The 22,803-nt window shown below is 67.1% G+C and carries 23 protein-coding genes and 1 pseudogene; 6 read left to right on the forward strand and 18 right to left on the reverse strand.

Annotation, left to right across the window (positions count from 1 at the left end; genetic code table 11):
- Positions 1-22 precede the first annotated feature (22 nt).
- The 4 genes from upp to QSJ19_RS14935 all read right to left on the reverse strand — a co-directional run bounded on the left by upp (position 23) and on the right by QSJ19_RS14935 (position 3,992).
- Positions 23-652, reverse strand: a complete 630-nt coding sequence (gene upp, locus QSJ19_RS14920; RefSeq protein ID WP_286321474.1) for a uracil phosphoribosyltransferase — start codon at positions 650-652, stop codon at positions 23-25.
- A 41-nt stretch (positions 653-693) separates the two neighbouring features.
- Positions 694-1,950 (reverse strand): URC4/urg3 family protein, encoded by a 1,257-nt coding sequence (locus QSJ19_RS14925; protein WP_286321475.1) that lies wholly within the window; start codon positions 1,948-1,950, stop codon positions 694-696.
- Positions 1,947-3,230: a GTP cyclohydrolase II gene (locus tag QSJ19_RS14930; RefSeq protein ID WP_286321479.1), complete on the reverse strand. Its 1,284-nt coding sequence runs from the start codon at positions 3,228-3,230 to the stop codon at positions 1,947-1,949. Before QSJ19_RS14930 ends, QSJ19_RS14925 begins: the two co-directional genes overlap by 4 nt.
- Before the next feature lie 171 nt (positions 3,231-3,401).
- Complete coding sequence (locus QSJ19_RS14935; RefSeq protein ID WP_286321481.1) at positions 3,402-3,992, reverse strand: class I SAM-dependent methyltransferase; 591 nt, start codon at positions 3,990-3,992, stop codon at positions 3,402-3,404.
- A 109-nt stretch (positions 3,993-4,101) separates the two neighbouring features.
- Here QSJ19_RS14935 and bluB point away from each other — a divergent pair, with 109 nt between their 5' ends.
- The gene (gene bluB / locus QSJ19_RS14940; RefSeq protein WP_286321483.1) at positions 4,102-4,764 is read left to right on the forward strand and encodes a 5,6-dimethylbenzimidazole synthase; all 663 of its coding nucleotides are present in this window, start codon (positions 4,102-4,104) and stop codon (positions 4,762-4,764) included.
- On the opposite strand, the gene QSJ19_RS14945 is transcribed toward bluB, so the two are convergent.
- From QSJ19_RS14945 to QSJ19_RS14970, 6 genes and pseudogenes are all read right to left on the reverse strand, one after another.
- Positions 4,750-6,366 (reverse strand): lactate permease LctP family transporter, encoded by a 1,617-nt coding sequence (locus QSJ19_RS14945; protein ID WP_286321487.1) that lies wholly within the window; start codon positions 6,364-6,366, stop codon positions 4,750-4,752. The two genes, bluB and QSJ19_RS14945, sit on opposite strands and share 15 nt — an antisense overlap.
- A gap of 82 nt (positions 6,367-6,448) precedes the next feature.
- The gene (gene katG, locus QSJ19_RS14950) at positions 6,449-8,596 is read right to left on the reverse strand and encodes a catalase/peroxidase HPI (protein ID WP_286321552.1); all 2,148 of its coding nucleotides are present in this window, start codon (positions 8,594-8,596) and stop codon (positions 6,449-6,451) included.
- Positions 8,597-8,716: 120 nt separating this feature from the next.
- Complete coding sequence (locus QSJ19_RS14955) at positions 8,717-9,160, reverse strand: Fur family transcriptional regulator (protein ID WP_286321489.1); 444 nt, start codon at positions 9,158-9,160, stop codon at positions 8,717-8,719.
- 126 nt (positions 9,161-9,286) lie between these two features.
- Complete coding sequence (locus tag QSJ19_RS14960; RefSeq protein WP_286321490.1) at positions 9,287-9,514, reverse strand: dodecin; 228 nt, start codon at positions 9,512-9,514, stop codon at positions 9,287-9,289.
- 91 nt (positions 9,515-9,605) lie between these two features.
- Complete coding sequence (locus tag QSJ19_RS14965; protein WP_286321492.1) at positions 9,606-10,502, reverse strand: MBL fold metallo-hydrolase; 897 nt, start codon at positions 10,500-10,502, stop codon at positions 9,606-9,608.
- 66 nt (positions 10,503-10,568) lie between these two features.
- Positions 10,569-11,327: pseudogene (locus tag QSJ19_RS14970) on the reverse strand (LysE family translocator).
- Here QSJ19_RS14970 and QSJ19_RS14975 point away from each other — a divergent pair.
- The gene (locus QSJ19_RS14975; protein ID WP_286321494.1) at positions 11,264-12,064 is read left to right on the forward strand and encodes a GNAT family N-acetyltransferase; all 801 of its coding nucleotides are present in this window, start codon (positions 11,264-11,266) and stop codon (positions 12,062-12,064) included. The pseudogene QSJ19_RS14970 and the gene QSJ19_RS14975 overlap by 64 nt on opposite strands.
- Positions 12,061-12,966 carry a hypothetical protein gene (locus QSJ19_RS14980; RefSeq protein ID WP_286321495.1) on the forward strand — a complete coding sequence of 302 codons (906 nt, stop codon included), beginning with the start codon at positions 12,061-12,063 and terminating at the stop codon, positions 12,964-12,966. Before QSJ19_RS14975 ends, QSJ19_RS14980 begins: the two co-directional genes overlap by 4 nt.
- A gap of 11 nt (positions 12,967-12,977) precedes the next feature.
- On the opposite strand, the gene QSJ19_RS14985 is transcribed toward QSJ19_RS14980, so the two are convergent.
- The gene (locus QSJ19_RS14985; RefSeq protein ID WP_286321497.1) at positions 12,978-13,565 is read right to left on the reverse strand and encodes an FKBP-type peptidyl-prolyl cis-trans isomerase; all 588 of its coding nucleotides are present in this window, start codon (positions 13,563-13,565) and stop codon (positions 12,978-12,980) included.
- A 137-nt stretch (positions 13,566-13,702) separates the two neighbouring features.
- On the opposite strand from QSJ19_RS14985, the gene QSJ19_RS14990 reads away from it, so the two are divergent.
- Entirely contained in the window at positions 13,703-14,140 is a 438-nt protein-coding gene (locus QSJ19_RS14990; RefSeq protein WP_286321499.1) for a VOC family protein, read from the forward strand.
- A gap of 20 nt (positions 14,141-14,160) precedes the next feature.
- Here the strand turns inward: QSJ19_RS14990 and QSJ19_RS14995 are convergent, their stop codons facing one another.
- From QSJ19_RS14995 to QSJ19_RS15010, 4 genes are all read right to left on the reverse strand, one after another.
- Complete coding sequence (locus QSJ19_RS14995) at positions 14,161-14,715, reverse strand: DUF4334 domain-containing protein (protein WP_286321501.1); 555 nt, start codon at positions 14,713-14,715, stop codon at positions 14,161-14,163.
- A gap of 48 nt (positions 14,716-14,763) precedes the next feature.
- Positions 14,764-16,479 carry a dihydroxy-acid dehydratase gene (gene ilvD, locus QSJ19_RS15000; protein ID WP_286321502.1) on the reverse strand — a complete coding sequence of 572 codons (1,716 nt, stop codon included), beginning with the start codon at positions 16,477-16,479 and terminating at the stop codon, positions 14,764-14,766.
- Between the two features lie 534 nt (positions 16,480-17,013).
- The gene (locus QSJ19_RS15005) at positions 17,014-17,952 is read right to left on the reverse strand and encodes a carboxylate-amine ligase (RefSeq protein ID WP_286321554.1); all 939 of its coding nucleotides are present in this window, start codon (positions 17,950-17,952) and stop codon (positions 17,014-17,016) included.
- Between the two features lie 12 nt (positions 17,953-17,964).
- Positions 17,965-18,141 carry a hypothetical protein gene (locus QSJ19_RS15010; protein ID WP_286321503.1) on the reverse strand — a complete coding sequence of 59 codons (177 nt, stop codon included), beginning with the start codon at positions 18,139-18,141 and terminating at the stop codon, positions 17,965-17,967.
- A 94-nt stretch (positions 18,142-18,235) separates the two neighbouring features.
- Here QSJ19_RS15010 and QSJ19_RS15015 point away from each other — a divergent pair, with 94 nt between their 5' ends.
- Positions 18,236-18,664: a type II toxin-antitoxin system Rv0910 family toxin gene (locus QSJ19_RS15015; RefSeq protein ID WP_286321505.1), complete on the forward strand. Its 429-nt coding sequence runs from the start codon at positions 18,236-18,238 to the stop codon at positions 18,662-18,664.
- Positions 18,665-18,687: 23 nt separating this feature from the next.
- On the opposite strand, the gene QSJ19_RS15020 is transcribed toward QSJ19_RS15015, so the two are convergent.
- The 3 genes from QSJ19_RS15020 to QSJ19_RS15030 form a co-directional block, all read right to left on the reverse strand.
- A complete protein-coding gene (locus QSJ19_RS15020; RefSeq protein ID WP_286321506.1) occupies positions 18,688-19,773 on the reverse strand; it encodes an NAD(P)H-dependent amine dehydrogenase family protein in 1,086 nt (361 codons plus the stop codon).
- A gap of 96 nt (positions 19,774-19,869) precedes the next feature.
- The gene (locus QSJ19_RS15025; protein WP_286321509.1) at positions 19,870-21,087 is read right to left on the reverse strand and encodes a cation:proton antiporter; all 1,218 of its coding nucleotides are present in this window, start codon (positions 21,085-21,087) and stop codon (positions 19,870-19,872) included.
- Between the two features lie 71 nt (positions 21,088-21,158).
- A complete protein-coding gene (locus QSJ19_RS15030; RefSeq protein ID WP_286321510.1) occupies positions 21,159-21,476 on the reverse strand; it encodes a hypothetical protein in 318 nt (105 codons plus the stop codon).
- 163 nt (positions 21,477-21,639) lie between these two features.
- Here QSJ19_RS15030 and QSJ19_RS15035 point away from each other — a divergent pair, with 163 nt between their 5' ends.
- Positions 21,640-22,746, forward strand: a complete 1,107-nt coding sequence (locus tag QSJ19_RS15035) for a glycoside hydrolase 5 family protein (protein WP_286321511.1) — start codon at positions 21,640-21,642, stop codon at positions 22,744-22,746.
- Positions 22,747-22,803: the final 57 nt, after the last annotated feature.

Below are 22,803 nucleotides of genomic sequence, written 5' to 3' on the forward strand. Positions count from 1 at the left end.
CCGGGGATGGTTCCCTCCGGCATCAGGTGGTGCCGAAGATCCGGTCCCCGGCGTCGCCGATCCCGGGCACGATGTACCCGTTCGCGTCGAGACCGCGATCGATGGCCGCGGTGAAGATCGGGACGTCGGGGTGTGCCGCGTGCAGGGTGTCGACACCGTCCGGGCAGGTCAGCAGGCACACGAATTTGATCGATCGCGGCGCGTACTCCTTGATGCGTTCGACGGCGGCGACGGCCGAGTGTCCTGTCGCGAGCATCGGATCCACCACGACGACATCGCGCTCGGCGAGATCGCCCGGCATCTTGAAGTAGTACTCGACCGCGATCATCGTCTTCGGGTCGCGGTACAGACCGATGTGCCCCACACGTGCTCCCGGGACCACGGTGAGCATGCCGTCGACGATGCCGGTGCCGGCCCGCAGGATCGACGCGAACACGACCTTCTTACCGTCGATCACATTGGCGGTCATCGTCTCCAGCGGCGTGTCTATGGTGACCGGATGCATGGGGATGTCGCGCAGCACCTCGTAGGCCATCAGGGTGGAGATCTCGTTCAGGAGTCGACGAAAGTCATTGGTGGAGGTGTCATTTCGCCTCATCAGCGTGAGCTTGTGCTGGACGAGTGGGTGGTCGACGAGAATGACGTCGTCCATGTCGGGTCCTCCTGATCGGATCGACGGGTGGGGCGGGTGGATCAGAAAACCGTTCCGTCGCTGTCGATGTGGAACGGAGGAAGGCCACCACGCAGGCGGCGCGCACTGTCGCGACCCGCGGCCCAGGTGCCGCCCTCCAACACACATGCCAGCGGCAACTGCTCGGCGGTGACACCGAGCTCCGCCCGGACCAACGGTGCGAGTTCGTCGAGCAGGGCGACGGTCAGTGCGCGCCACTCGACGACGAGTTCGTCTCCCGCCGACCAGGTTCTTCCGGCATTCGTGGGATCACGATGTCGGAGGACGCCGGTGTCGAGCAGCAATCCGCCGTTTCGGTATTCGGGTAGAGCGGTCAGTTCGTCGACGCCGGTCACGACGCACCCGGCCCATCCGAACGGCTCGAGCAGCGAGTAGGTCAGCCACTGGGACAGCTTGTGGAACGGCATCCACCCACCGGTGCGGCCCGGGCCGGCGACCGAGGGGTGGCGCCAGCAGTCGCCCAGGGCGATGTCTCCGATGCGGTTGTCGGACGGCCAGATTCCGGAGAGATGGTCGAGCAGGATGGTCAGGATGTCATGGGCGCCGACGACGGACTCCGGCCCGGAAGCGGCGAGGACGTCATACAGGTGGCCCGGCCGCGGGTCGGTCCCGAACACCTCGGGTGTCTGCGTGAGTGCGTCGCCGAGGCGATGGAGGAGTTCGACCCGCCCGTCGAGTCCGACGAGTGGATTCGTCGTCGACACCTGAAATGCCTCACCCAGAGCGTCGGGCGTGAGCGAGCGCAGGCCGACTGGATCGGCCCGGAGCGGACGACCCGGATCACCGGAGAACAGGCCGGCGACGAACGCGTCGAGGCTCGCGACTCCCAGTCCTTCGGAACGCGGAATCTGCGTGCCGCTCACGGTGTCGTGATAGGACCAGACGGGGCCTGCGCCGGCGTCGAGCAGCACGCTGACAACGGCCAGGTCGATCAGCGAACGTGCCTGCTCGGCGGGATCGTCGGCGAGTCGTTCACGCACGGCTGTGACGCGGTCGATGCCGCCGGCCTCGAAGTGACGCCAGCGGCTGTGGAACGGGATCCGCAGATCCGGGTACCGACGTCGGGTGATCGACGCAACGTCGATGGCCGCGGCGGGCAATGCGTCATCGTCGACGATGAACCAGGCCGAACCGCCCGAACGTGCACGATCGAGCAGCCCGTTCGCGCGAGTCCGGATCGTCGCGGTGGTCCGCAGCAGGGCGACCGCCGATTGCGGTGGCGCCGCAGAATCCGGCGCCGACCGTGAGCTCACTGTCATCCGTCCAGGCCTCGGCCCTTGGCCTTGCCGAGCTCGACCGCGTTCGGGACGGGGCCGGGCGTGAAGTACCCCGCAGCCGTCTTCGCGTCGATCTCGACTTGGGCGTCCTCCGGGATCAACTCGTCGGGGATGTTCACCCGCTCACCGACCTCGATACCCGAACCGGTGATGGCGTCGTACTTCATGTTGCTCATCGACACCAGGCGGTGGATTGTGCGGACACCCAGCCAGTGCAGGACATCGGGCATCAGTTCCTGGAAACGCATGTCCTGTACGCCGGCAACACATTCGGTGCGGGCGAAGTACTGTTCGGCGGTGTCTCCGCCCTCCTGTCGTTTGCGCGCGTTGTAGACGAGGAACTTCGTCACCTCGCCGAGCGCCCGGCCTTCCTTGCGGGAGTAGGAAACCAGTCCGACGCCGCCGCGCTGGGCACCGAGGATGCACTCCTCGATGGCGTGGGTCAGATACGGACGGCAGGTACAGATGTCGGAGCCGAACACGTCGGACCCGTTGCATTCGTCGTGGACGCGGGCGGTCAGTTCGACCGACGGATCGGCGAGATCGCGTGGATCGCCGAAGATGTAGACCGTCTGACCTCCGATCGGGGGCAGGAACACCTCGAGGTCGGAGCGGGTGACCAACTCCGGGTACATCCCGCCGGTCTCTTCGAACAGCGTGCGCCGCAGCTCCGCCTCGGGACAGCCGAATCTCTCTGCCACACTCGGCAGGTGCCACACCGGTTCGACAGCCGCCTTGGTGACCAGCGCGGCACCGGACTCCAGCAGGTGCCGGCCGTCCGGGCGTAGCCGGCCACGGCCGATCGCCTCAGCGATCTCCGGTAGGACCACATGGGCTTTCGTGATCGCGATCGTCGGCCGGATGTCGTGCCCGGCGGCGAGTTGGTCGGCGAAGACGTCGGCCGTCATGGCGCTCCACGGATCGAGGCTGACGATCTTGCCGGGCTCCCACCACTGCGGGTACGGCCCGACCACGTCGGTCGGAGCGGTGTTCGTGAGATCCGCGCGATGATCACGGGACAGGGCGCCGGCGGCGACGGCGAGCGCGCGGTAGACGCTGTACGAGCCGCTGTGCGTCCCGATCACGTTGCGATGTCCCCGCCGGGACGTCGTACCGACGACCGGCCCACGCTCGGCGGCGGCCGGCGCGCCCCAACGGATCGGGAGTGCATCGTGTCCGCCGCTGTGCGAGGTCAGCCGGATGTGACCCGGCGCCGACGACCGGGTCTCGGGAATCGCGCCCGGACTCAGATCTGCGGTCATCATCGCTCCTGTCCTCCGCGGACACCTACCGGCGCCGAGTGACTGGCGGCGCCGACAAGCTGACGGCGCCGTGAGAAACCGCCAGCATAACGACATCCGGCCGATGTCGCCGTGCGACCGATCAGGCGACGATGGTCATGTCACGGTTCCACCTGCGATTGTCCTCCGCGGTCACCCGATACGCCGATGAACCGAGACGACGTAGTCACCGCCGTTGTACGGCCGCCGGTACCACGTCGCCCACCGGCTGACGAGTTCGAGGCCGGCATCGCCCGCGTACCGGTCGAAGTCCTCGACCCCCAGGCGGTCGGAACGCACCTGGAAGCCGGCGACCATGAGGCCGTGGGGGTCCAGGCGGTGGGCCACCTGCTCGACGACGCGGGCTTCGGTGCCCGGGTCGACGAAGATCATCACGTTGCCGGCAAGCACGGCGACGTCGAAGGTGATGTCCACGTGGTCGTCGAGATGGGCGAGGTCGGCCCGGCGCCAGTCGATCGCGGGGTCTTTTCGTCGCGCGGTCGCGAGCATCGACTCGTCGATGTCGACGCCGACGACGTCGTGGCCGCGGCGGCTCAGTTCGATCGCGACGCGGCCGGTCCCGCACCCCGCGTCCAGAATCTTCGCACTCTCCACGTCGCTGACCAGTGAGGCGACCAGATCGGCTTCCCCGTGCACGCTCTGGCCGGCGGCTGCCATCCGCGCCCACCGCTCGTCGTACCGGTCACCCCGGGGTGCATTCGACTCGTCCCATCGTGTCGCCACGTGGTGATCGTGTCACAGACGGCTCCCCGCCCGACGGTGCCTCACAGCCGCGTGGTTGGTTGATGTCATGGGAGAGGCAGACGTGAGAGAACATTCCACAGTCACGCCGGTGGCAGGGACGATGAGCGTGTACGAGGCCATCGCGAGGCGGAGGGATGTCCGCAACGAGTTCACCGGGGACGTCGTCGACGAGGAGGTGCTGCTCCGATTGCTGCGGGCGGCACACGCGGCGCCGAGCGTGGGCCATACCCGGCCATGGGATTTCGTCGTCGTCCAGGATCCTGCAACGCTGGCCCGGTTCGCATCACATGTGGCCGGATGCCGCGAGGACTTCGCACGCTCACTGCCGCGGGATCGTGCGGAGACGTTCGACCCCATCGTCATCGACGGCATCGAGCAGTCGGGCACCGGCATCGTCGTCACCTACGACCCCGCGCGTGTGGCGGCTCCCATGTGCTCGGACGGCACACCATCGAACGAGACAGGTCGGTTGTCGGTGGCCCTGGCCATCGAGAACCTGTGGCTCGCAGCGACCGCCGAGGGTGTCGGAGTCGGCTGGGTGTCCTTCTACCACAATGATTTTCTGAGTCGACTGCTCTCGATCCCCGATGACGTCGAACCCGTCGCATGGCTGTGCGTCGGTCCGGTCACCGGATTGCGGTCGGTACCGGACCTCGAACACTTCGGCTGGCGCGCCGGCCGACCGCTCGACGCCGCCGTGCACCGAGAGGCGTACCGCGACCGGGACACTGCGGTGTCAGGCGAACAGTGACAACAGGAAGACCGTCACAGAGACGACGACGAGGAACACGAGCGAGTACTTGAGGGTGGAGCGCAGGATCGACGACTCGTTCCCGGTCTCGCCCACGGCCGACGCCGCGATAGCGATCGATTGCGCCGACACCAGTTTTGCCATCGTCCCACCACCGGTGTTCGACGCGACCAGCAGCGTCGGATCGACGCCCAGCTGCTGAGCCGTGACCGCCTGGAGTTTCGCGAACAGCGTGTTGTTGTTGACCACCGACCCGGTGATGAAGACGCCGATCCAGCCGATGACCGGGGAGACCAGCGGGAAAATGTCGCCCACATTGGCCAGGGCGAGGCCGATCGCCGCAGTCGCACCGGACAGATTCGCGATGTAGGCCAGCGCCAGCACGAGCAGGATCAGCACGATCGGACGCCACAGTTCGGCGACGGTGGCCTTCAACTGGCCCATTGCCTCGGGCACGGTGATCCGGGCGAACGCACCGGTGACCAGGATGGCGCCCAGGACCGCCGTGCCGGACGCGCCGATGAGGCTGACCGTCCACACGGCGGCGATCGGTGCGGAGCTCGCTGCCACCGGCGGATGCGAGATGATCGTGCCGTCGATCCATGGCATGTGGATGGAGAGCACCGTGAAGTCCAGGGCGCCGCCGGGAATGAACAGATCCTTGAACCAGGGCAGGCTCCACACCAGAATGGCACCGGTGAGGAAGTAGAACGGGGACCACGCCTTGACGATCTCCCACACCGAGTACCGCTCACCGCGCGTGTCCGTCGCGCCCGCTTCACGGTAGATCTCGGACGGCTGCCAGATCCGGGTCAGACCGGCGAGGGTGACCATGGCGAGCAGCGGCGGGAGGATGTCGGTCAGTTCGGGTCCCGCCAACCACAGGACCGCGCATTGGGCGCCGGAGAACACGATCCCGGTCACCAGCCACGCGGGCCAGGTGTGACGGATACCGTTCCAGCCGTCGAGGATCGCCACCAGGATGAGCGGGAGGAGGGCCGTGAGACCCTGGATCACCGGGATCATCCAGTTCGACAGGTGACCGAGGTCGACCTCGCCCACCTTGGCGCCCTGGATGACGGGAATGCCGATCGCGCCGTAGGCACCGGCACCGGCATTGGCGACCAGGCACAACATCGCCGCCTTGATCGGGCGGAAACCCAGTTCGACGAGCAGCGCCGCGCAGATGGCGATCGGCACACCGAAGCCGGCGGCACCCTCGAGCAGGCCACCGAAGCAGAACGCGATGAGCAGCACTTGGATTCGCTGATCGGCCGAGATCCCGCCGATCGAAGAGCGGATCACCTCGAACTGGCCGCTCTTCACCGCGATCTTGTACAGCCACACGGCCAGCACGATGATCCACGCGATCGGCCACAGCCCCGAGACGGCGCCGTACAGCGCGGCGCCGACGACTTTCGGGAACGGCATGTCGAACACGAACAGGGCGACGATGGCCGCCACCGCCGCCGAGATCGCCGCGGCCGTGATGCCTTTCAGTTTCAGAACGACCAGGCCGAGCAGGAACACCAGGACCGGGATCGCCCCGACGAGAGCGGACAGATAGACGGAGTCGAACGGCGCGTATTGCTGGTCCCACATCACGGGCGTCCCCTCTGGGTGCTTCAATCACGACACCCCCCGATCCTTGCAGGGATCGGGGGGTGTCGTGAGTCGAACGCGATCAGGCCAGGTCGAACCGATCGAGGTTCATCACCTTGTCCCAGGCGGCGATGAAGTCCTCGACGAACTTCGCCTGGGCGTCGTCCTCGCCATAGACCTCGGCGAGAGCCCGCAGCTGCGAGTTCGAACCGAACACCAGGTCGGCGCGAGTTCCGGTCCACTTGTTGGTGCCGGACGCACGATCCTTGCCGATATAGGTGCCGTCGTCGGCCGGGGAGGACTTCCACTCGGTGTCCATGTCGAGCAGGTTGACGAAGAAGTCGTTCGTCAGCTGTCCGGGCGTGTCGGTGAGCACACCATGTGCCGAATCCTTGTGATTGGCACCGAGAACCCGGAGTCCGCCGACGAGCACGGTCATCTCCGGTGCGGACAGGGTGAGCAGATTCGCCTTGTCGATGAGCCGGTACTCCGCGGGCAGCTCGCTGGCCTTGCCCTCGTAGTTGCGAAAACCGTCGGCCTTGGGCTCGAGGTAGGCGAACGACTCGACATCGGTCTGCTCCTGGGTCGCATCCGTACGTCCCGGTGTGAACGGAACCGACACGTCGTGGCCGGCGTCCCTGGCCGCCTTCTCGACTGCCGCGACGCCGCCGAGGACGACGAGATCGGCGAAGGAGACCTTTGCGCCGGACTCGGCGTTGAACGCGTCCTGGATCTGCTCGAGCTTGCTGATCACCTGGGCGAGCTCGTCGGGCTCGTTGACCTCCCAGCCGGCCTGCGGCTGCAGCCGGATACGTCCGCCGTTGGCGCCACCGCGCTTGTCGCTCCCACGGAACGACGATGCTGCCGCCCACGCCGTCGAGACCAACTGTGCGACAGTCAGACCCGACTCGAGGATCTGTGCCTTGAGGGAGTCGGCGTCGGCGTCGGAGATGACCGCACCGTCCTGTGCCGGCACGTTGTCCTGCCACAGGTAGTGTTCGGACGGCGCGAGCGGCCCGCGGTAGCGGACGGCCGGACCCATGTCACGGTGCAGCAGCTTGAACCACGCCTTGGCGAACTCGTCGGCGAGCTCCTCGGGGTGATCCAGCCAGCGCCGGGTGATCTCGCCGTAGATCGGATCGACCCGGAGGGCGAGGTCGGACGTGAGCATCGACGGATGCGTCTTGCCGGACCCGTGTGCCTCGGGCACCGAGTTGGCCCAGCCGCCGTCCTTAGGCTTCCACTGGTTGGCGCCGGCCGGGCTCTTGGTCAGTTCCCATTCGTTGCCGTACAGGATCTCGAGGAAGCTGTTGTCCCACTTGGTGGGGGTGTGCGTCCAGATCACCTCGAGGCCGCTGGTGATCGCGTCCGCGCCCACTCCGGTGCCCTGCGGGTTCGCCCAGCCCAGACCTTGCTGTTCGATCGGCGAGGCCTCGGGCTCGGGACCGACGAGTTCGGCGTCGCCGTTGCCGTGGGTCTTGCCGAACGTGTGGCCGCCGACGATGAGGGCCGCCGTCTCGATGTCGTTCATGGCCATCCGGCCGAACGTCTCGCGGATGTCGTGCGCGGATGCCTGCGGATCCGGATTGCCGTTGGGCCCTTCCGGATTCACGTAGATCAGACCCATCTGCACCGCGGCGAGCGGATTGGTCAGGTCGCGGGTGCCGGTGTATCGATCATCACCGAGCCACTCGGCCTCCGGGCCCCAGTAAACCTCCTCGGGCTCCCACTCGTCGACGCGACCGAACGCGAAGCCGGCGGTCTTGAAGCCCATCGACTCGAGTGCGACGTTGCCCGCGAGAACCAGCAGATCCGCCCAGGACAGAGCGCTGCCGTACTTCTTCTTCACCGGCCACAGGAGACGACGTGCCTTGTCAAGGCTGGCGTTGTCCGGCCAGCTGTTCAGAGGGGCGAAGCGCTGCATGCCGGACCCGGCGCCGCCACGACCGTCCTCCACGCGGTAGGTCCCGGCAGCATGCCAGGACATCCGGATGAACAACGGGCCGTAGTGACCGAAGTCGGCCGGCCACCACGCCTGCGAGTTCGTCATGACCTCTGTCAGGTCCGACTTCAGCGCGTCGACGTCCAGATTCGCCAGTGCGGCGTCGTAGTCGAAGTCCCCGCCGAGCGGGTTCGCGACGTCCGGATTGTGCGCGAGCAGCTTCAGGTTGAGCTGGTTCGGCCACCAGTCACGGTTACCGCCACCCTCGACCGGCGGCTTGATGCGCATCGGGCAGCCCTTCTCGGCTGCCTCCGTGTTCGCCTCGGCGATCGGTGGGTGCTCAGTGGCGTGGGCCGGGTTTTCCTCGGTCACGACAATCCTTTCGGGAGTGGGTGATTCGGGCTGTGATCACGGGCGTGATCCCGAAGTGGGAGAGGCTGCGCAGTCGCCGCACAGACCCCAATAGATGACCTCGGCCTCATCGAGGACGAAACCGTGGTGGTCCGACGGCGTGAGGCACGGTGCCTCGCCGACGGCACAGTCGACGTCGCCGATGATCCCGCAGGAGCGGCAGACGACGTGGTGATGGTTGTCGCCGACCCGGGACTCGTAGCGGGCGACGTGCCCCGACGGTTGGATGCGACGCAGCAGGCCGGCCGTGCTCAGCGCACCGAGTACGTCGTAGACGGCCTGCCGTGACACATCCGGGAGCTCGGCGCGGACCGCGGTGATCACGGTCTCGGTATCGGCATGTGGATGGGCGTGCACCGCTTCTAGTACCGCGACCCGGGGACGGGTCACGCGCAGTGCGACAGATCGCAGCTGCTCGGCGTACTCGGGTGATGCGGACACACCAACAGTATGCACACTTTTCTGGACTCAGTCCGGAAAACTCTCAAAGTGAGACGAGAATTCTCTTCGGCGTCATGCTCTCGGCCCGGGAGGTGCGCCCGGGCGGGTTCCGGGACGGAGCCGGGGTCAGCCGTCGACGGCGGCGGCCGGATCGATGCGGAAACCGACCTTGAGGGTCACCTGGGTGTGGGCGATGGCGCCGTCGACGACATGTCCGCGCGTCTCGGTGACCTCGAACCACTCCACGTTGCGTGTCGTCGCGGACACGCGGGCGATCGCGTTGGCGATGGCGGCGTCGGATCCGTCGGGGGAGGAGCCGACGACCTCGATGACTCGATATGTGTGCTCGCTCATGACTGCGATACTTCCACGGACACCGGCTACGCCGGGATGCTTTTGCGCAGAACGATGTCACGGTCGTGACCGACCGGAATCGGACATCGTCTCAGAGACGCACGAAGGTCCGGGAGCCGGTGTCGGCGACCTGTCGATGCCGGATCAGCCGATCGAGATGCAGTTGCGCCGTCCGTCTCTCGACGGCGTCGACGAAGGGGAGCTCGACATGCGGTCGGTACACCAGGCGGTGTGCGGCGATCTCGGCGATCGTGCGTGGGCGGTCGAGGAATTCGAGCAGACGATCCTCGCGCCGATGGATCACGCCTTCGAAGTCGGCGAGCCGGCGCCGGAAGTCCTGCGCGCCGTCGATGACCCCTTTCTGGTGGAACGTCCCGTACCACCGTGCATCGATACCGCGGACTCGTGCGATGGACGCCAGGTAGTCGTCGACACTGCTGCCGACGTCCCCGTACATCGGTCCGAACGACGTGAGATCGATGTCGGCCACATAGAGGAATCCGGTCGGTTCGACGAGCACCCCGCAATGCCCGGCGGTGTGTCCGGGTAGATGCACGACCGTGGCGGTGACGTCGCCGAGGTCGAAGACGTGGCCGTCGCCGACCGCTCCCGCATCCGGGAAGCCGGGCGGAAGTCGGAACGTGTCGCCGATGTCCGCGGCGACGGCGGCCCGCTCGTCGGCGGTCAACCCGTAACCCTCGAGGAGGACCTCGAGGGAGCGGACGTCCTCGACGTCGGCATCGTGTGCGTACACCGCGCCGTCGAAATACTGCAGTCCCGCGATGTGGTCCTCGTGGGCGTGGCTGATCATGACCGCGTCGGCGCCGACCGGGTCGTGATCGATCTCCAGCGACGGATCGACGACGAGGTGGCCGTCCGGGCCGGTCACCACAACCGTGTTGCCGTACGGGAATGCCCCGCCGTGCATGCTTGCCAGCACAGTGACGGCGCCGAACCGGTCCTCACGCACTGTCTCGGCCATCGTCATGAGCTCTGCTTTACTGCCCGCGATCCCACCGTGTCAATCGGTGGGTCGGACCAGCGACGTCGGGGATCACGCCACGGCGAGTAGGACGCCGACGGCGATGAAGAGCACGCCGCACACGCGGTTGAGGATGCGTTGTCCGTGCTCGCCGCTACTCACGCGGCGGAATCCACGGGCGACGACCGCGAAGAAGAACCACATGACCACGATGTCGACCACGATGATCGTGGCCGCGATGACCGCATACTGTCCGAGAAGAGACCGGTCGGTGTGCACGAAACCCGGGATGAACGCGAGCAGGAAGACGATTGCCTTGGGGTTGAGCAGGTTCATCCACACACCCCGCGCGAACACCGACCGTCAGGATTCGCCGGCGAGCGCGGCCACGGATTCGTCGGACAGATCGGGGCGTCGGAAGAATTGCCGGATGCCCAGATAGACGAGGTACGCGGCGCCCAGGTAGCGGATCACCGCGAATGCGTTGGGGGACTTGGCGATCACCACTCCCAGCCCTGCCGCGACGACGAGAAGCTGGATCATCAACGCCGCCTGCTGGCCCAGCACTCCCCAGATCGCCCGTCGGAAGCCGGCATTGAGTGCATTGCTCATCGTGTTGATGGCGCCCGCGCCCGGGGTGAAGCTGATGACGAGGCAGGCGGTCAGCAACGCCCACCAGGTGGAGATCTGCACGTGTCGACACAAGTGAGGCCCTTGTCTGTGGTGGTCATAGGCGTCGTAGGCTCGAGGAAACCTCAGGAGGTCAGATGAGCGATGCCGGTGAGACGCGCGTGGACTGGTCGTCGGAGAGTGTGCTCCGTGAGTCCGCACGCTGGCGCTCGTCGTGGCATCCGCCGGGATCGCGGTATGTGGTGGTCGACGGTTTCGAGTTCTACGAGCAGGATGGCGAGGCGATTCTGCTCAACTATCTCGGGCCCTCTGCCGAGCCCCGGGCGATCGTCGGGCAGGCACTGGCCATCGCCGAGGAACGTGGTGCACACTGTGCACTCGTGACGATCGGCCCGGGCCCTCTCGCGGGTCTCGCCATGGACGATCTCGTCGCCTTGCGCGCCGAGACGGTTGCCGTGATCGACGTGGTGGCCGCCGAGATCTCGGGGGCGGGCTCTTCGCGCATCTCTGTTCCGCCGGAAGTGCTCTCGCGCAAGGCCATCGACGATGCCGGCCTCGCCGAGTTCGACCGGATCTCGCGGCTGGCATGGGGATTCGCGCCGCCCGTGCTGCAGGATCCGGCGTCGGCGAAGGACGACGACGAGGAGCCGGGCATGTTCGTCGCGACCTGCTCGGGAGCGCCGGCCGGTGCCGGTGGCTATTCACTGGCAGGTGAGGTGGCCCGGATGTGGGGTGCCGCGGTCCTGCCCGACTTCCGCCGACGCGGTGTGTATCGCGGTTTGATCGCCGCCAGGCTCCGGGATGCCGCCGAACGTGGCGCGACGCTCGCGCTCGTTCACGCCGAACAGACCTCGTCTCCGATTCTGCAGGGTCTCGGCTTTTCCAAGGTCGGCGAACGGCGCCGAGTCCGGATCGCGACAGGCCAGGCCGTTCGATGACAAATCTCGATGATGCAACCGACGAACTGTATGGTGTGCTCCCGGCCGAGTTCGTCGCCCGGCGGGCGGCCATCGTCAAGCGGGCCAAGGCCGTCGGCGATCGCGACCTTGCCCGAGAGGTGACGGCGCTGCGCCGTCCGACTCAGGGCGCATGGGCGATCAACCAGTGGACCCGTCGGGAACCGGACGGGGTGTCGGCAGTCCTCGACCTCGGTGCGGAGATGGTCAATGCGCAACGAACGTCGTCTGCCGACCGGCTGCGAGAATTGTCCGCCCGCAGGCAGGAACTCGTCGCCGAGTCGTCGGCCCAGGTGGCCGCGGTGGCGGCCGAGCTCGGATCGACGTTGTCGGCGAACGCGATCCGCGAGGTCACCCAATCGTTGCGGGCCGCCGTCGCCGACTCTGCTGTCGCCGAGGACCTGCGGCGCGGGCGCCTGGTCGCCGCCGTCGAGTACAGCGGATTCGGTCCAGCCGGCGTCTTCGTCGTCCCCGATCCGCAACCGTTCGGTGACATCTCAGGCGAGACGACGGCGACTCCGGACGGCAGCGGGACCACCGATGACGCCGGCCCCCCGTCCGGCTCGCAGCCGAGCACCGACGCGGAGATCGCTGCGGCGCGGGCGTCACTGGCGGATGCGGAGACGGCCGAACAGGCTGCTCGCCACGCCGTGGAGGAGCGCGATCGCGAGCTCGCCTCCGCTCGAGAACGTGCGCAGGTGCTGTCCGGCGAGATCAACGAACTGCGTGCCGAACTCGCGCGTCGTGAGACCGAGCTGCGCTTCGCGCAACGTCAGGCCGAGGTCGCCGCATCCGAACAGGCAAGCGCGGCAGAGGCTCTCGCACGTGCGCACGAAGGTCTCGAGGCCGCGCGAACACGCCTCGACGCTGTTGAGCGTCCCTAGCCGACGCGGACTCAATCGGCCCGAGTCGACAGGATCTTGATCTCGAACACCAGGGTGTCGCCCTTCTGGATGCCCGCATCGGGCATGCCGTCCGGGTATCCGTCCTCCGGCGACATCGCGACCGCCACGGTCGAGCCGACCTTCTGGCCCGAGATGGCCTTCTTGAATCCCGTGACCACACCGTCGAGCGGGAATTCCGCGGGTGCACCGCGCTCGTAACTGCTGTCGAAGACCTTGGCGTCACGCCCGTCGACGCCGAGATAGCAGACCGAGACCGTCGACGTGTCGCCGACGACCGGTCCGGTCCCTTCCTTCAGGGTCTTGACCTGCGTGGTGGCGACCGAGAACGGTGTGGTGACGTCGATGCGCGGAGCGGCGCCCTCGGTGGAACCCGTGACCGCCACCTTTCCGGTCTGGCCCTGGTACTCCCATTCGGATGCGACATCCGACGACGGCGCCGCGGTGGGGCACCTCGTGGTGGAGGGGGGCGTCGATTCGCCACCCGAGGTCGACTCCGACGAGGACTCGGTGGAGCCGCATGCGGACAACGTCATCGCGACCACGACGGCCGACAACAGGACACCACGACGAGAGTTCATCAGGTCAACCTACCGAAGTGTCCATATTCTCCGATAACGGACGCCAATTGTCCGCGAGACCTGCGAATCTGTGAACGTGACATGGCGTTCGCTCTGTGACTCACGGATGCGGACCGACGACCGACCGAGGAGTGGTGATGGCGTGCGAGATCCAGGTGACATTCGACTGCGGGGACCCTGCGGCGCTGGCGGGGTTCTGGGCAGATGTCCTCGATTACCGGATTCAGAGTCCTCCGCCCGGATTCGATTCGTGGGATGCCGCGTTGGAGGCGATGAACGTCCCACCCGAGCGCCGCAACGATGCATCGGCGCTCGTCGATCCGGCCGGGGCGGGGCCCCGTCTGTTCTTCCAGCGCGTACCCGAGGGCAAGAGCGCGAAGAACCGGGTGCACCTCGACGTGCGCGCTGCGCCGGGCGCTGTCGGTGAGGAGCGGATGGCGGCTCTGGAGGCGGAATGCGCGAGGCTGGTCGATCTCGGGGCCACTCGAGAGGCTCGCCATGAGCCTGATCCGCCGCTGCAGGCGGGGCACATCGTGATGCGGGATCCCGAAGGCAACGAATTCTGCCTCGACTGACCGCCCGGCCGACTGCGGGTTCAGCGCAACGACAGCGATGAGTCGCGTTCGAGCACGAAGAAGTACGGCGCCTCGACGCCTTTGAGATCCATGGTTCCGATGACGGCGTCGTCGGACAGGCGGCGGAACACGTCGTCGATCGGCAGCTGGTCGTACATCATCGTCGCGGTGTCGACGCCGCGGAACCGCGTGGTGCGCAGCCGGGCGCGCGACGTCCTCGTCTGTGAGAGCAGCCGCGCCGCGGCGATCGGCCGCGCGAACGAATGGTTCTTGACCTGCGGCACACGTCGCGCAAGCGGCACGCCGCTGAACGCGATGGTCGGGTTCATCGCCCACAGTGCGTTGCCGTCGCGCGTGCGGAACAACAGCGGATGAACGGTCTCGGCGTCCACGAACTGCTTGCCCCACCATCCGCTGGCGACGAGCAGTCCGTCCATCGGGTGCCCGGTCGGCAGCTCGGTGCCGCGCCACGTGCCGATCATGAAGTCGGCATCGACGGCGGCGGAGGAGTCGAACAGGTCGAAGGCCTCCGAAGCGGTCGTCGGCACCGTGGAGATGTTCTCGGGCAGCGTCATGGCCGTCAGGATACGTGCGGTGTCGGATGCCCGAGCCGGACGGCGGGATCAGCGACACACCGCGCCCTGCGAGGCCGACGTCACGAGCTTGGCGTACTTGGCCAGCACGCCGCGCGTGTAGCGCGGCGGCAACGGAGCGAAATCCTGTGCGCGCGCATCGAGTTCGTCGTCTTCCACAAGCAGGTCGAGGGTCCCGCTGCCGACATCGAGGCGGATGCGGTCACCATCGCGCACCAGCGCGATGGGCCCGCCGTCGACGGCCTCGGGTGCGACATGACCGACGCACAGTCCGGTGGTACCGCCCGAGAAGCGGCCGTCGGTCATCAGCAGGACGTCCTTGCCCAGTCCGGCGCCCTTGATCGCGCCGGTGATGGCCAGCATCTCCCGCATCCCGGGACCGCCCTTCGGTCCCTCGTAGCGGATGACCACCACATCACCGGCGGTGATCGTGCCGTCTTCGAGAGCGTCCATCGCGGCCCGTTCACGATCGAAAACCCGTGCCACACCTTCGAACACGTCGGAGTCGAAACCCGCCGACTTCACCACGGCACCCTCCGGGGCCAGGGAACCCTTCAGGATGGTGATCCCGCCCGTCGGGTGGATGGGCGATTTCGTGGCGCGCAGCACCTGACCGTCGGGATCCGGAGGCGCGATGTGCGCCAGGTTCTCGGCGACGGTCGATCCGGTCACCGTCAGGCAGTCCCCGTGCAGCAGGCCGGCGCCGAGCAGAGCCTTCATCACCACCGGCACACCGCCGATTCGATCGACGTCGGTCATCACGTGCCGACCGAACGGTTTCACGTCGGCGAGATGAGGGACGCGCGCGCCGACGCTGATGAAGTCGTCGAGCGACAACTCGACCTCTGCCTCGTTGGCGATCGCGAGCAGGTGCAGAACCGCGTTCGTGGAGCCGCCGAACGCCATCACCACTGCGATCGCGTTCTCGAATGCCTCGCGGGTCATGATGTCGCGCGCGGTGATCCCGCGCCGCAGCATCTCGACGACCGCGGCACCGCTCTGTCGGGCGAACTGATCACGACGCTTGTCCGGAGCCGGGGGAGCGGCGCTGCCCGGAATCGACATCCCGAGCGCTTCGGCAGCACTTGCCATCGTGTTCGCGGTGTACATGCCTCCGCATGCACCCTCGCCGGGGCAGATGGCGCGTTCGATGGTGTCGACGTCCTCGCGGCTCATCAGCCCGCGCGAGCACGCGCCGACCGCCTCGAATGCGTCGATGATCGTCACCTGACGCTCCGAGCCGTCCGACAGCGTCGCATAACCCGGCAGGGTCGACCCCGCGTACAGGAACACCGAGGCGAGGTCGAGTCGTGCGGCTGCCATGAGCATTCCGGGCAGCGACTTGTCGCAGCCGGCGAGCAGCACGGATCCGTCGAGCCGCTCGGCACTCATGACGGTCTCCACGCTGTCGGCGATCACCTCCCGCGACACCAGCGAGAAATGCATGCCCTCATGTCCCATCGAGATGCCGTCGGAGACGGAGATGGTGCCGAACTCGAGGGGATACCCGCCACCTTGATGGACACCCTCCTTGACCGCCTTGGCCAGCCGGTCGAGCGAGAGGTTGCACGGAGTGATCTCGTTCCAGGACGAACCGACCCCGATCTGTGGCTTGACCCAGTCGTCGTCGCCCATGCCGACCGCCCGGAGCATGCCGCGCGCGGCGGTCTTCTCCAGACCGTCCGTGACGTCGCGACTGCGGGGCTTGATGTCGATGTCGGTACCGGACTGTGTGCGGTTGGTCATGAGGGCCAGACTATCGCTCCGGGAACCGGCGCCGGTCGAGTCGACGAGTGGTCGGCGTTGCCCGCCCAGAAGCGGCGCATGTTGCCGTGCCGGGCCCGACTACTCCGTCTCAGGTCCCGCGAGGGGTGCGGACGCTCGCCGGCTCGCTCAGCGGGAACCCTTGCGAGCCATGTCTCCCACTTGCTGTCCCAGTTGACACCACAGCGCGAGGCCACATCGACCAGCTCTTCGGGCGACCTCTGAGGTGTCAACTGAGACATGCCCGTCGCGCGACACCAGACCGTCCAGATATGCGCTCCCGCATGTGCGTCCTGCCTGATCAACCCTGGTGAGGTGCGAGCGCAGTCTCCGAACCGTTCCCTGAGGTGCGAGCGCAGCGAGCCTCGAAGGGTCACCACCGCACCAGGACCACTGCGAGTCGCGAAGGCCGCGTCAGACGAGATGGTTGCAGGTGCACGCATGATCGATGCCCGAACTTCTCGGCGCGTCGTCGGGCAGCTGGTGCGATGTCGGCCGCCGGAGGGGGCGGATCGGTCAGACCGCGAAATCGGCAGCGTGTGCGACGACGATGTCGCGACCGCACGCGCCGTCGGCGAGCAGCGCGCGCTGTCGGGTGGCGCCGTTGCCCGATCGGGTGAGCGTCTCGATATACGTATCGATCATCGCGCGATCGCCCAGCTCGTCGAGTGCGTCCGCGACGTCCGACACCAACTCGGATGCCAGCTGCGAAGCGGGTGAGGAGACCACGCGGAGCACGTCGATGCCTGCCCCGTCGATCCCGTCGTGTGCGGCTTTCCACAGTGCAGCGGTGAGCACCTCGGTCTCCACCACCGGAGCGACGACACCCGCCGCGATGTCGGACGTCGCCGTCACCACCAAGGCTCGGACGAGACCAGCGATCGCGACCGCCTCGTCGGCCCGCGCCTGCACGTCGCCGACGCGGATCTCGATGGTGGGCAGATGATCGGAGGGGCGGATGTCCCAATAGACCATGTGGTCGTCGAGGATCGCGCCGCTGGACACGAACATCGAGACCAGATGCTCGAAATGCTCCCGCGACCGCAGGTGCGGCGGCGGCCCGGCCGCCGGCCATCGCGACCACAGCACCGATCGCCAGCTCGCGTGGCCGGTGTCCGCGTCTCGGTACACCGCCGAATTCGCCGACAGCGCAAGAAGAGTCGGTAGACGGTGCCGGAGATGGTTGCTCACCGCGACCGCGATGTCGCGATCGGGAACGCCGACGTGTACGTGGCAGCCGCAGATCCCCTGCTCATGCGCGAGCATGCCGAAGTGCCTGCCGATCTGCCGGTAGCGGTCGGTATCGGTGACGGGGAAGTCATCGGGGACGGTGGGTGGGACGCCGGCAGCGATCACGCCCACGCCGACCTCGTCGGCGGACTCGGCGACGACCGCGCGCAGATGGCGCAGCTGCTCGAGGACCTCGGCGGTCATCGAGCATGTCCTGGTCGCGATCTCGACCTGGCATTAGGTCAATTCGAGATCCAGATGGACACCACGACGCGACGCCGCGGCGGCGACCTCGCGATTACGACTCACCGGGTGCCCGGTGGTGAGGTCGACCAGGATGAACTCTTCCTCGACACCGATCGTGGGATGGCCGTGCCCCGCCGGGTCGGAAGGCGTCGGATCGGCGGACGTCATCATCTCATCGTACGGTCGGCAGGACGCGCGAGGACTTGCGCGCGCCCGGAGACGATCGGTCCGACGTCAGGACCGACGACAGGAGGAGGTTCGCGTGGCACGTGTCGACGTCGGAGTGGGATCGGACCTCGCGCCGGCATCCGCATGGGAGCTCGCCTCGGACCTGAGCAGGTTCTCGGAGTGGATGACGATCTTCGGCGGTTGGCGAGGGGAACTCCCGGAACAGATCGGACAGGGCACCACGATCTCGTCGCTCATCAAGGTCAAGGGTTTCCGCAACGTGATCCATTGGCGGGTCACCGACTACATCGAGCCCACCGTCATCGCCCTAGCGGGGCACGGGCGTGGTGGTGTGCGCATCGACCTCACGATGAAGGTCACCCCGGTGGAGGACGGGTCACATTTCGATCTGACCGCCGAACTCGGCGGAGGTCTGCTCAACGGTCCGATCGGGTCGTTGGTGGCGAAGGTCATCGAGTCCGACGTGCGGAGGTCGATCAGCAATCTCGCACGGCTGCGCTGACACCTGTTCCAACCGGTCGGCGGTCAGTCCGACGCACCGAGTTTGCCGACGGCGGCGCTCAACGGGACATCGAGCGCGTCGTACAACCCGGGACCCGCGTCGGTGAGCCAGGGAATGGCATTCACGAGTCGTCCGACCGCCGTGGCGTTGCCGCCGGCCGCGCGGTTGCCGTCGTCGTCTGTCGCCTCGACGGTGATCTCGATCCGCGGCCATCCCTCGATGATCACCCGGTGTGCGCCGTCACCGCCGTCCGGCGGGGTGGGCCACTCGGGCGCGCAGTCCGCGTGGATGCGTGTGACGTGTTCGATGACGATCGGGGTGCTGTCGCCGACGATCCCCTGGACCTCGAAGCGGACGGCACCCTGCGTACCCGCCTCGAACAGACCCATCGCAGGGGTGGTCACGTCGGCATCCAGTTCTCGCCGGTCCAGAGTCTCCCGGATCTCATCGATCTCGATGCCCAATCCCCGTGCGATCAGGCGGATCTGGCCGCCCCACACCATCGTGGGGACGCCCGCCGACAACATGGGCGGCTCGTAGTCCATCGGCTGCCCCATCCCGACGAGATACCGCACCGAATCGGGCTGATCGTAGGTCGTGTAGTCGAAGATCTCCTGGCACCGGATGGCGTCGATCCGCGAGGCGAGACCCGTGGCCAGGAGCGGGAGGATGTCGTTGCCCCACCCGGGATCGATCCCGGAGACGAACAGTGACCCGCCGCCGCGGGTCACCGCGTCGATGACCGGATCCCTGATCTCCGGCGGTGCCGACCGTGAGTCGTAGAGGGCGTAGAGCGACGGCGTGACGACGGTGATGCCCCGATCGATCACGCCGGTGATGTCGGCGAGCGCGTCGTCGGGTCGGATGTCGCCGGAGGCTGCGTAGACAACGGCATCGGTGTCGTCGAGGAGGCCGCCGACGTCCGCGGTGGCGGTGATCCCGAGATCATCGTCGAGTCCGGCGAGGCGTCCCGCGTCGCGTCCCACCTTCTCTGGATCGTGGACGACGACACCCCGCAACATGAGGTCCGGGTGCGCGATCACCGACCGGATGGCGGCCTGCCCGACGTTGCCGGTACCCCACACGACCACGCGCAACTTCTCGACCATTTGCTGAGGATAGGGAACCCCGGCCGGGACCGAGGGGGGATCGGGATTCCTGCCGCCGGCGAGCGAGACGCTGGGCCGAAGGTCGCCGTGTTCCGCTCAACCCGCGGTGCCGGCGCTCGAGTCGTCGACGACCGACGCCCGCCTGCCGAGGCGATCCGACAGCCATGCGGCGCCGACACCGTGCAGGAGCACACTGCCGATGACGGTGGCCGCCATGGCATACAGCACGTCGTCGGCGGCCACCCCGTCGAGGGCGTTGTAGGCGAGCAATCCGAAGACGATCGATGCCGTACCGCGAGGACCGAGGGCGCCGACCAGCAGTCGGTCACGCGCCGTGAGATCGGAGCGCAGCAGTGACAGGTACACCGGGAGCATCCGGACGATCGTGAGTCCCGCGATCGCGAACACGATGACCCGCCAGTCGACTCCGAACGACGCGAGCAGGACAGTCGTCAGGCCGAAGACGAACCACATCGCCAGACTGGTCAGTGTGCTCAGATCCTCGGCGAGGCTCAACTCCACCTCGGACGGTGAGCGGGTGGCCCGATAAGCGAGTCCGCAGATGAACGCGGCGACGAACCCGTTGGCGTCGATCCAGGTCGCGGTGGCATAACTGAGCAACGGGACGAGCACGAGGCTCATCCGGATCGCGGACGCGCTCGCGAGGTCTCGTTCGATGCTCCGACTGGTGAGCCAGGCGGCCGCGATGCCGATCGGAGTCCCCACGAGGACGGCGAGTCCGGCCGCGGGCAGCGCGTCGCCCAGCGCCTCCAACGCCGAGTCGTGCCCGTTGTCCTCCGCCAGCGCGAGCGCGAAGATGAACACGGGGGCGATCACCCCGTCGTTGTAGCCGCTCTCGACATTCAACAGATGGCGGATTCGGCGCGGGAGGCGTCGGTCGCGCAGGATCGCCGGAGCGGGTGTGAAATCGGTCGGCACGATCACGCAGGCGATGATCAGCAGGACGGCGAAGGACAGTCCCGGGAGCAGCAGCGCGCCGAATCCGACGGCCAGCACCAGGGACAGCGGGATCCCGATCAGCAGCAACCGCAGCGTCGATCCGCGTTCGCCGCCGAAGTAGCCGCCCTTCACCTCCATCGCGTCGACGAACAACAGCAGCGCGAGGATCAACTCGACCACTCGTTCGGCCACGACCGTGTTCAGCGTGTGTCCGATCTCGTCGCTCGTGGTGAATCCGATGGCGATACCGGCGATCACCATCAGCGACGGGCCGGTGACGCGTGCATCGGCGAGACGACGGGACACCAGCGCCCACACGATCATCACGATCAAGCCGATGAGAATGGATGCCATCGATGTTCTCCGCGGTGATCGAAGCGGTCAGACGTGACGTCGAGCGGCTGCGACGGGTCGTGTCCGTGCCGTCATCGCTGCCCCCGAACCTGTCCGAAGTACGACCGGAGACCGAGCGCGGCAACAGTTGCGCCCAGCGCGAAGGACAGGACGAACGCTGGAGTCGATGCCCGTCGTCGTTCGGTGAACACAACGAGACCAGCGCCGACAGCGTTCATCCCCGCCCACACGATGTTGAGCGCCGGTGACGAGTCGCCGACTCCGGGCGGGTTCGCAAACGGTGTGGGAAAGGGCTTGCCGGTCACGCCATGTGCGAGGTGCGGGATGACGTTGGCCGCGATCGCGCCGGCGGACACCGCCGCGAGATGGTTGCGTGCGCTGACGATCACCGAATCCTCCTTGCCCCGGTGCAGGTCATCCGAGTTCCCTCGTTGTCTATCACTGTTCGCCGGACATCACGGCGCGAGTGCGAATCTCTCGACAGCGCGCGGTGGCGGAGCCCAAGGTGCACGATGGTGGTCAGAGGGGTACCGGATGAAGAGGCGGACGACGATGGCCTCGAGGTACATGAGTCGATTCGGGGTGTTCGCACTCCTGGTGGTGATCATCCTGTGGTGCGTCCCGGCGCCACGCGCGGACGCCGCGTCGGGCCGGGTCGACGCGACCGTCGATGGGTTCCGTCTGGACGGATCACCGTGGTGGCCGTCGGGTTTCGACGCCTACCAACTCGCCACCGACTGGTCGGTGAACACCGGCTGCGGAGCGATGGTCGATCTCGATGCCTACTTCGCGTCACTGCCACCGCACTCGCTCACCCGGTTCGATCTGTTCGCCCAGCTGGCCGTGAACAAGTACACCGGAGCGATCGACTTCGGTCCGATGGATGCCGTGTTCGCAGCCGCGGCTCGGCACGACCAGATGGTCCTGCCGGTGCTGGTGGCCTCCGACGGCGCCTGCGAGAACGGCCAGTTCAAGGAACGCGATTGGTATGTCTCCGGTTGGCGAACCGTCGTCGGCGCCGGCGGCATGACGTTCCGGCAATGGATGCGGGCAGCAGTCCGTCGGTGGAAGAACCATCCGACGCTGGCGGGATGGGAACTCGTCGGTGAACCGGAACCGAGCGTCTGTGGTGATGCGGCCTGCGGATGGCAGTCCCGATCCTGTCCACCGGATGCGTCCGGGGTGTTGCGGACCTTTTTCGACACTGCCGGCGCCGCCCTGCGGCACATCGACCCGGGCGCGGTCATCTGGTCCGGCCTCGCCGGCGGCGGGCAGTGCGGAACCGCCGGGCCGCAGTACGAATACGTCGGGGACTCCCCGGGTCTCGATGTGCTCGATTATCACGACTACGGGTCTGACGGTGTCCCGCTGCCCGGTGACCAGTGGAATGGACTCGCCGAGCGATTGCGACAGGCGAGAGCCGTCGGAAAACCTCTGGCGGTCAACGAGATCGGCCAGAACGCAGGGTCCTGCGGTACACGTGAGCAGCGCGCTTTCGACTTCCGCACCAAGGTCACCGGTCAGCGGGCTGCGGGCACGTCGACCGCGTTGTTCTGGGCGTTCGTGCCCGATCCGCGAGATGACCAGTGCACGTTCGACATCGGTCCCGGCGATCCGACTCTCGACCTGGTGGAGGATCTCACCCGGTACGGCGGTTGACCGGAATCGACGACCGGCGATCGATGAGACGGGTACAGTCACACACCACAGCCTGTG

The sequence above is a fragment of the Gordonia sp. ABSL11-1 genome (assembly GCF_030315685.1).
Classification (GTDB): Bacteria; Actinomycetota; Actinomycetes; order Mycobacteriales; family Mycobacteriaceae; genus Gordonia.

Coding starts and splice junctions, on each gene's coding strand:
- QSJ19_RS14930 (WP_286321479.1), bottom strand. CDS start 3,230: ATGACCGCAGATCTGAGTCCGGGCGCGATTCCCGAGACCCGGTCGTCG.
- ilvD (WP_286321502.1), bottom strand. CDS start 16,479: ATGACCAACCGCACACAGTCCGGTACCGACATCGACATCAAGCCCCGC.
- QSJ19_RS14990 (WP_286321499.1), top strand. CDS start 13,703: ATGGCGTGCGAGATCCAGGTGACATTCGACTGCGGGGACCCTGCGGCG.
- QSJ19_RS15025 (WP_286321509.1), bottom strand. CDS start 21,087: ATGGCATCCATTCTCATCGGCTTGATCGTGATGATCGTGTGGGCGCTG.
- QSJ19_RS14960 (WP_286321490.1), bottom strand. CDS start 9,514: ATGAGCGAGCACACATATCGAGTCATCGAGGTCGTCGGCTCCTCCCCC.
- QSJ19_RS14925 (WP_286321475.1), bottom strand. CDS start 1,950: ATGACAGTGAGCTCACGGTCGGCGCCGGATTCTGCGGCGCCACCGCAA.
- katG (WP_286321552.1), bottom strand. CDS start 8,596: ATGCGCATCAAGCCGCCGGTCGAGGGTGGCGGTAACCGTGACTGGTGG.
- QSJ19_RS14965 (WP_286321492.1), bottom strand. CDS start 10,502: ATGACGATGGCCGAGACAGTGCGTGAGGACCGGTTCGGCGCCGTCACT.
- QSJ19_RS15035 (WP_286321511.1), top strand. CDS start 21,640: ATGGCCTCGAGGTACATGAGTCGATTCGGGGTGTTCGCACTCCTGGTG.
- QSJ19_RS14945 (WP_286321487.1), bottom strand. CDS start 6,366: ATGTGGGACCAGCAATACGCGCCGTTCGACTCCGTCTATCTGTCCGCT.
- QSJ19_RS14980 (WP_286321495.1), top strand. CDS start 12,061: ATGACAAATCTCGATGATGCAACCGACGAACTGTATGGTGTGCTCCCG.
- QSJ19_RS14995 (WP_286321501.1), bottom strand. CDS start 14,715: ATGACGCTGCCCGAGAACATCTCCACGGTGCCGACGACCGCTTCGGAG.
- QSJ19_RS15010 (WP_286321503.1), bottom strand. CDS start 18,141: ATGACGTCCGCCGATCCGACGCCTTCCGACCCGGCGGGGCACGGCCAT.
- upp (WP_286321474.1), bottom strand. CDS start 652: ATGGACGACGTCATTCTCGTCGACCACCCACTCGTCCAGCACAAGCTC.
- QSJ19_RS15020 (WP_286321506.1), bottom strand. CDS start 19,773: ATGGTCGAGAAGTTGCGCGTGGTCGTGTGGGGTACCGGCAACGTCGGG.
- QSJ19_RS14985 (WP_286321497.1), bottom strand. CDS start 13,565: ATGAACTCTCGTCGTGGTGTCCTGTTGTCGGCCGTCGTGGTCGCGATG.
- QSJ19_RS14975 (WP_286321494.1), top strand. CDS start 11,264: ATGAGCGATGCCGGTGAGACGCGCGTGGACTGGTCGTCGGAGAGTGTG.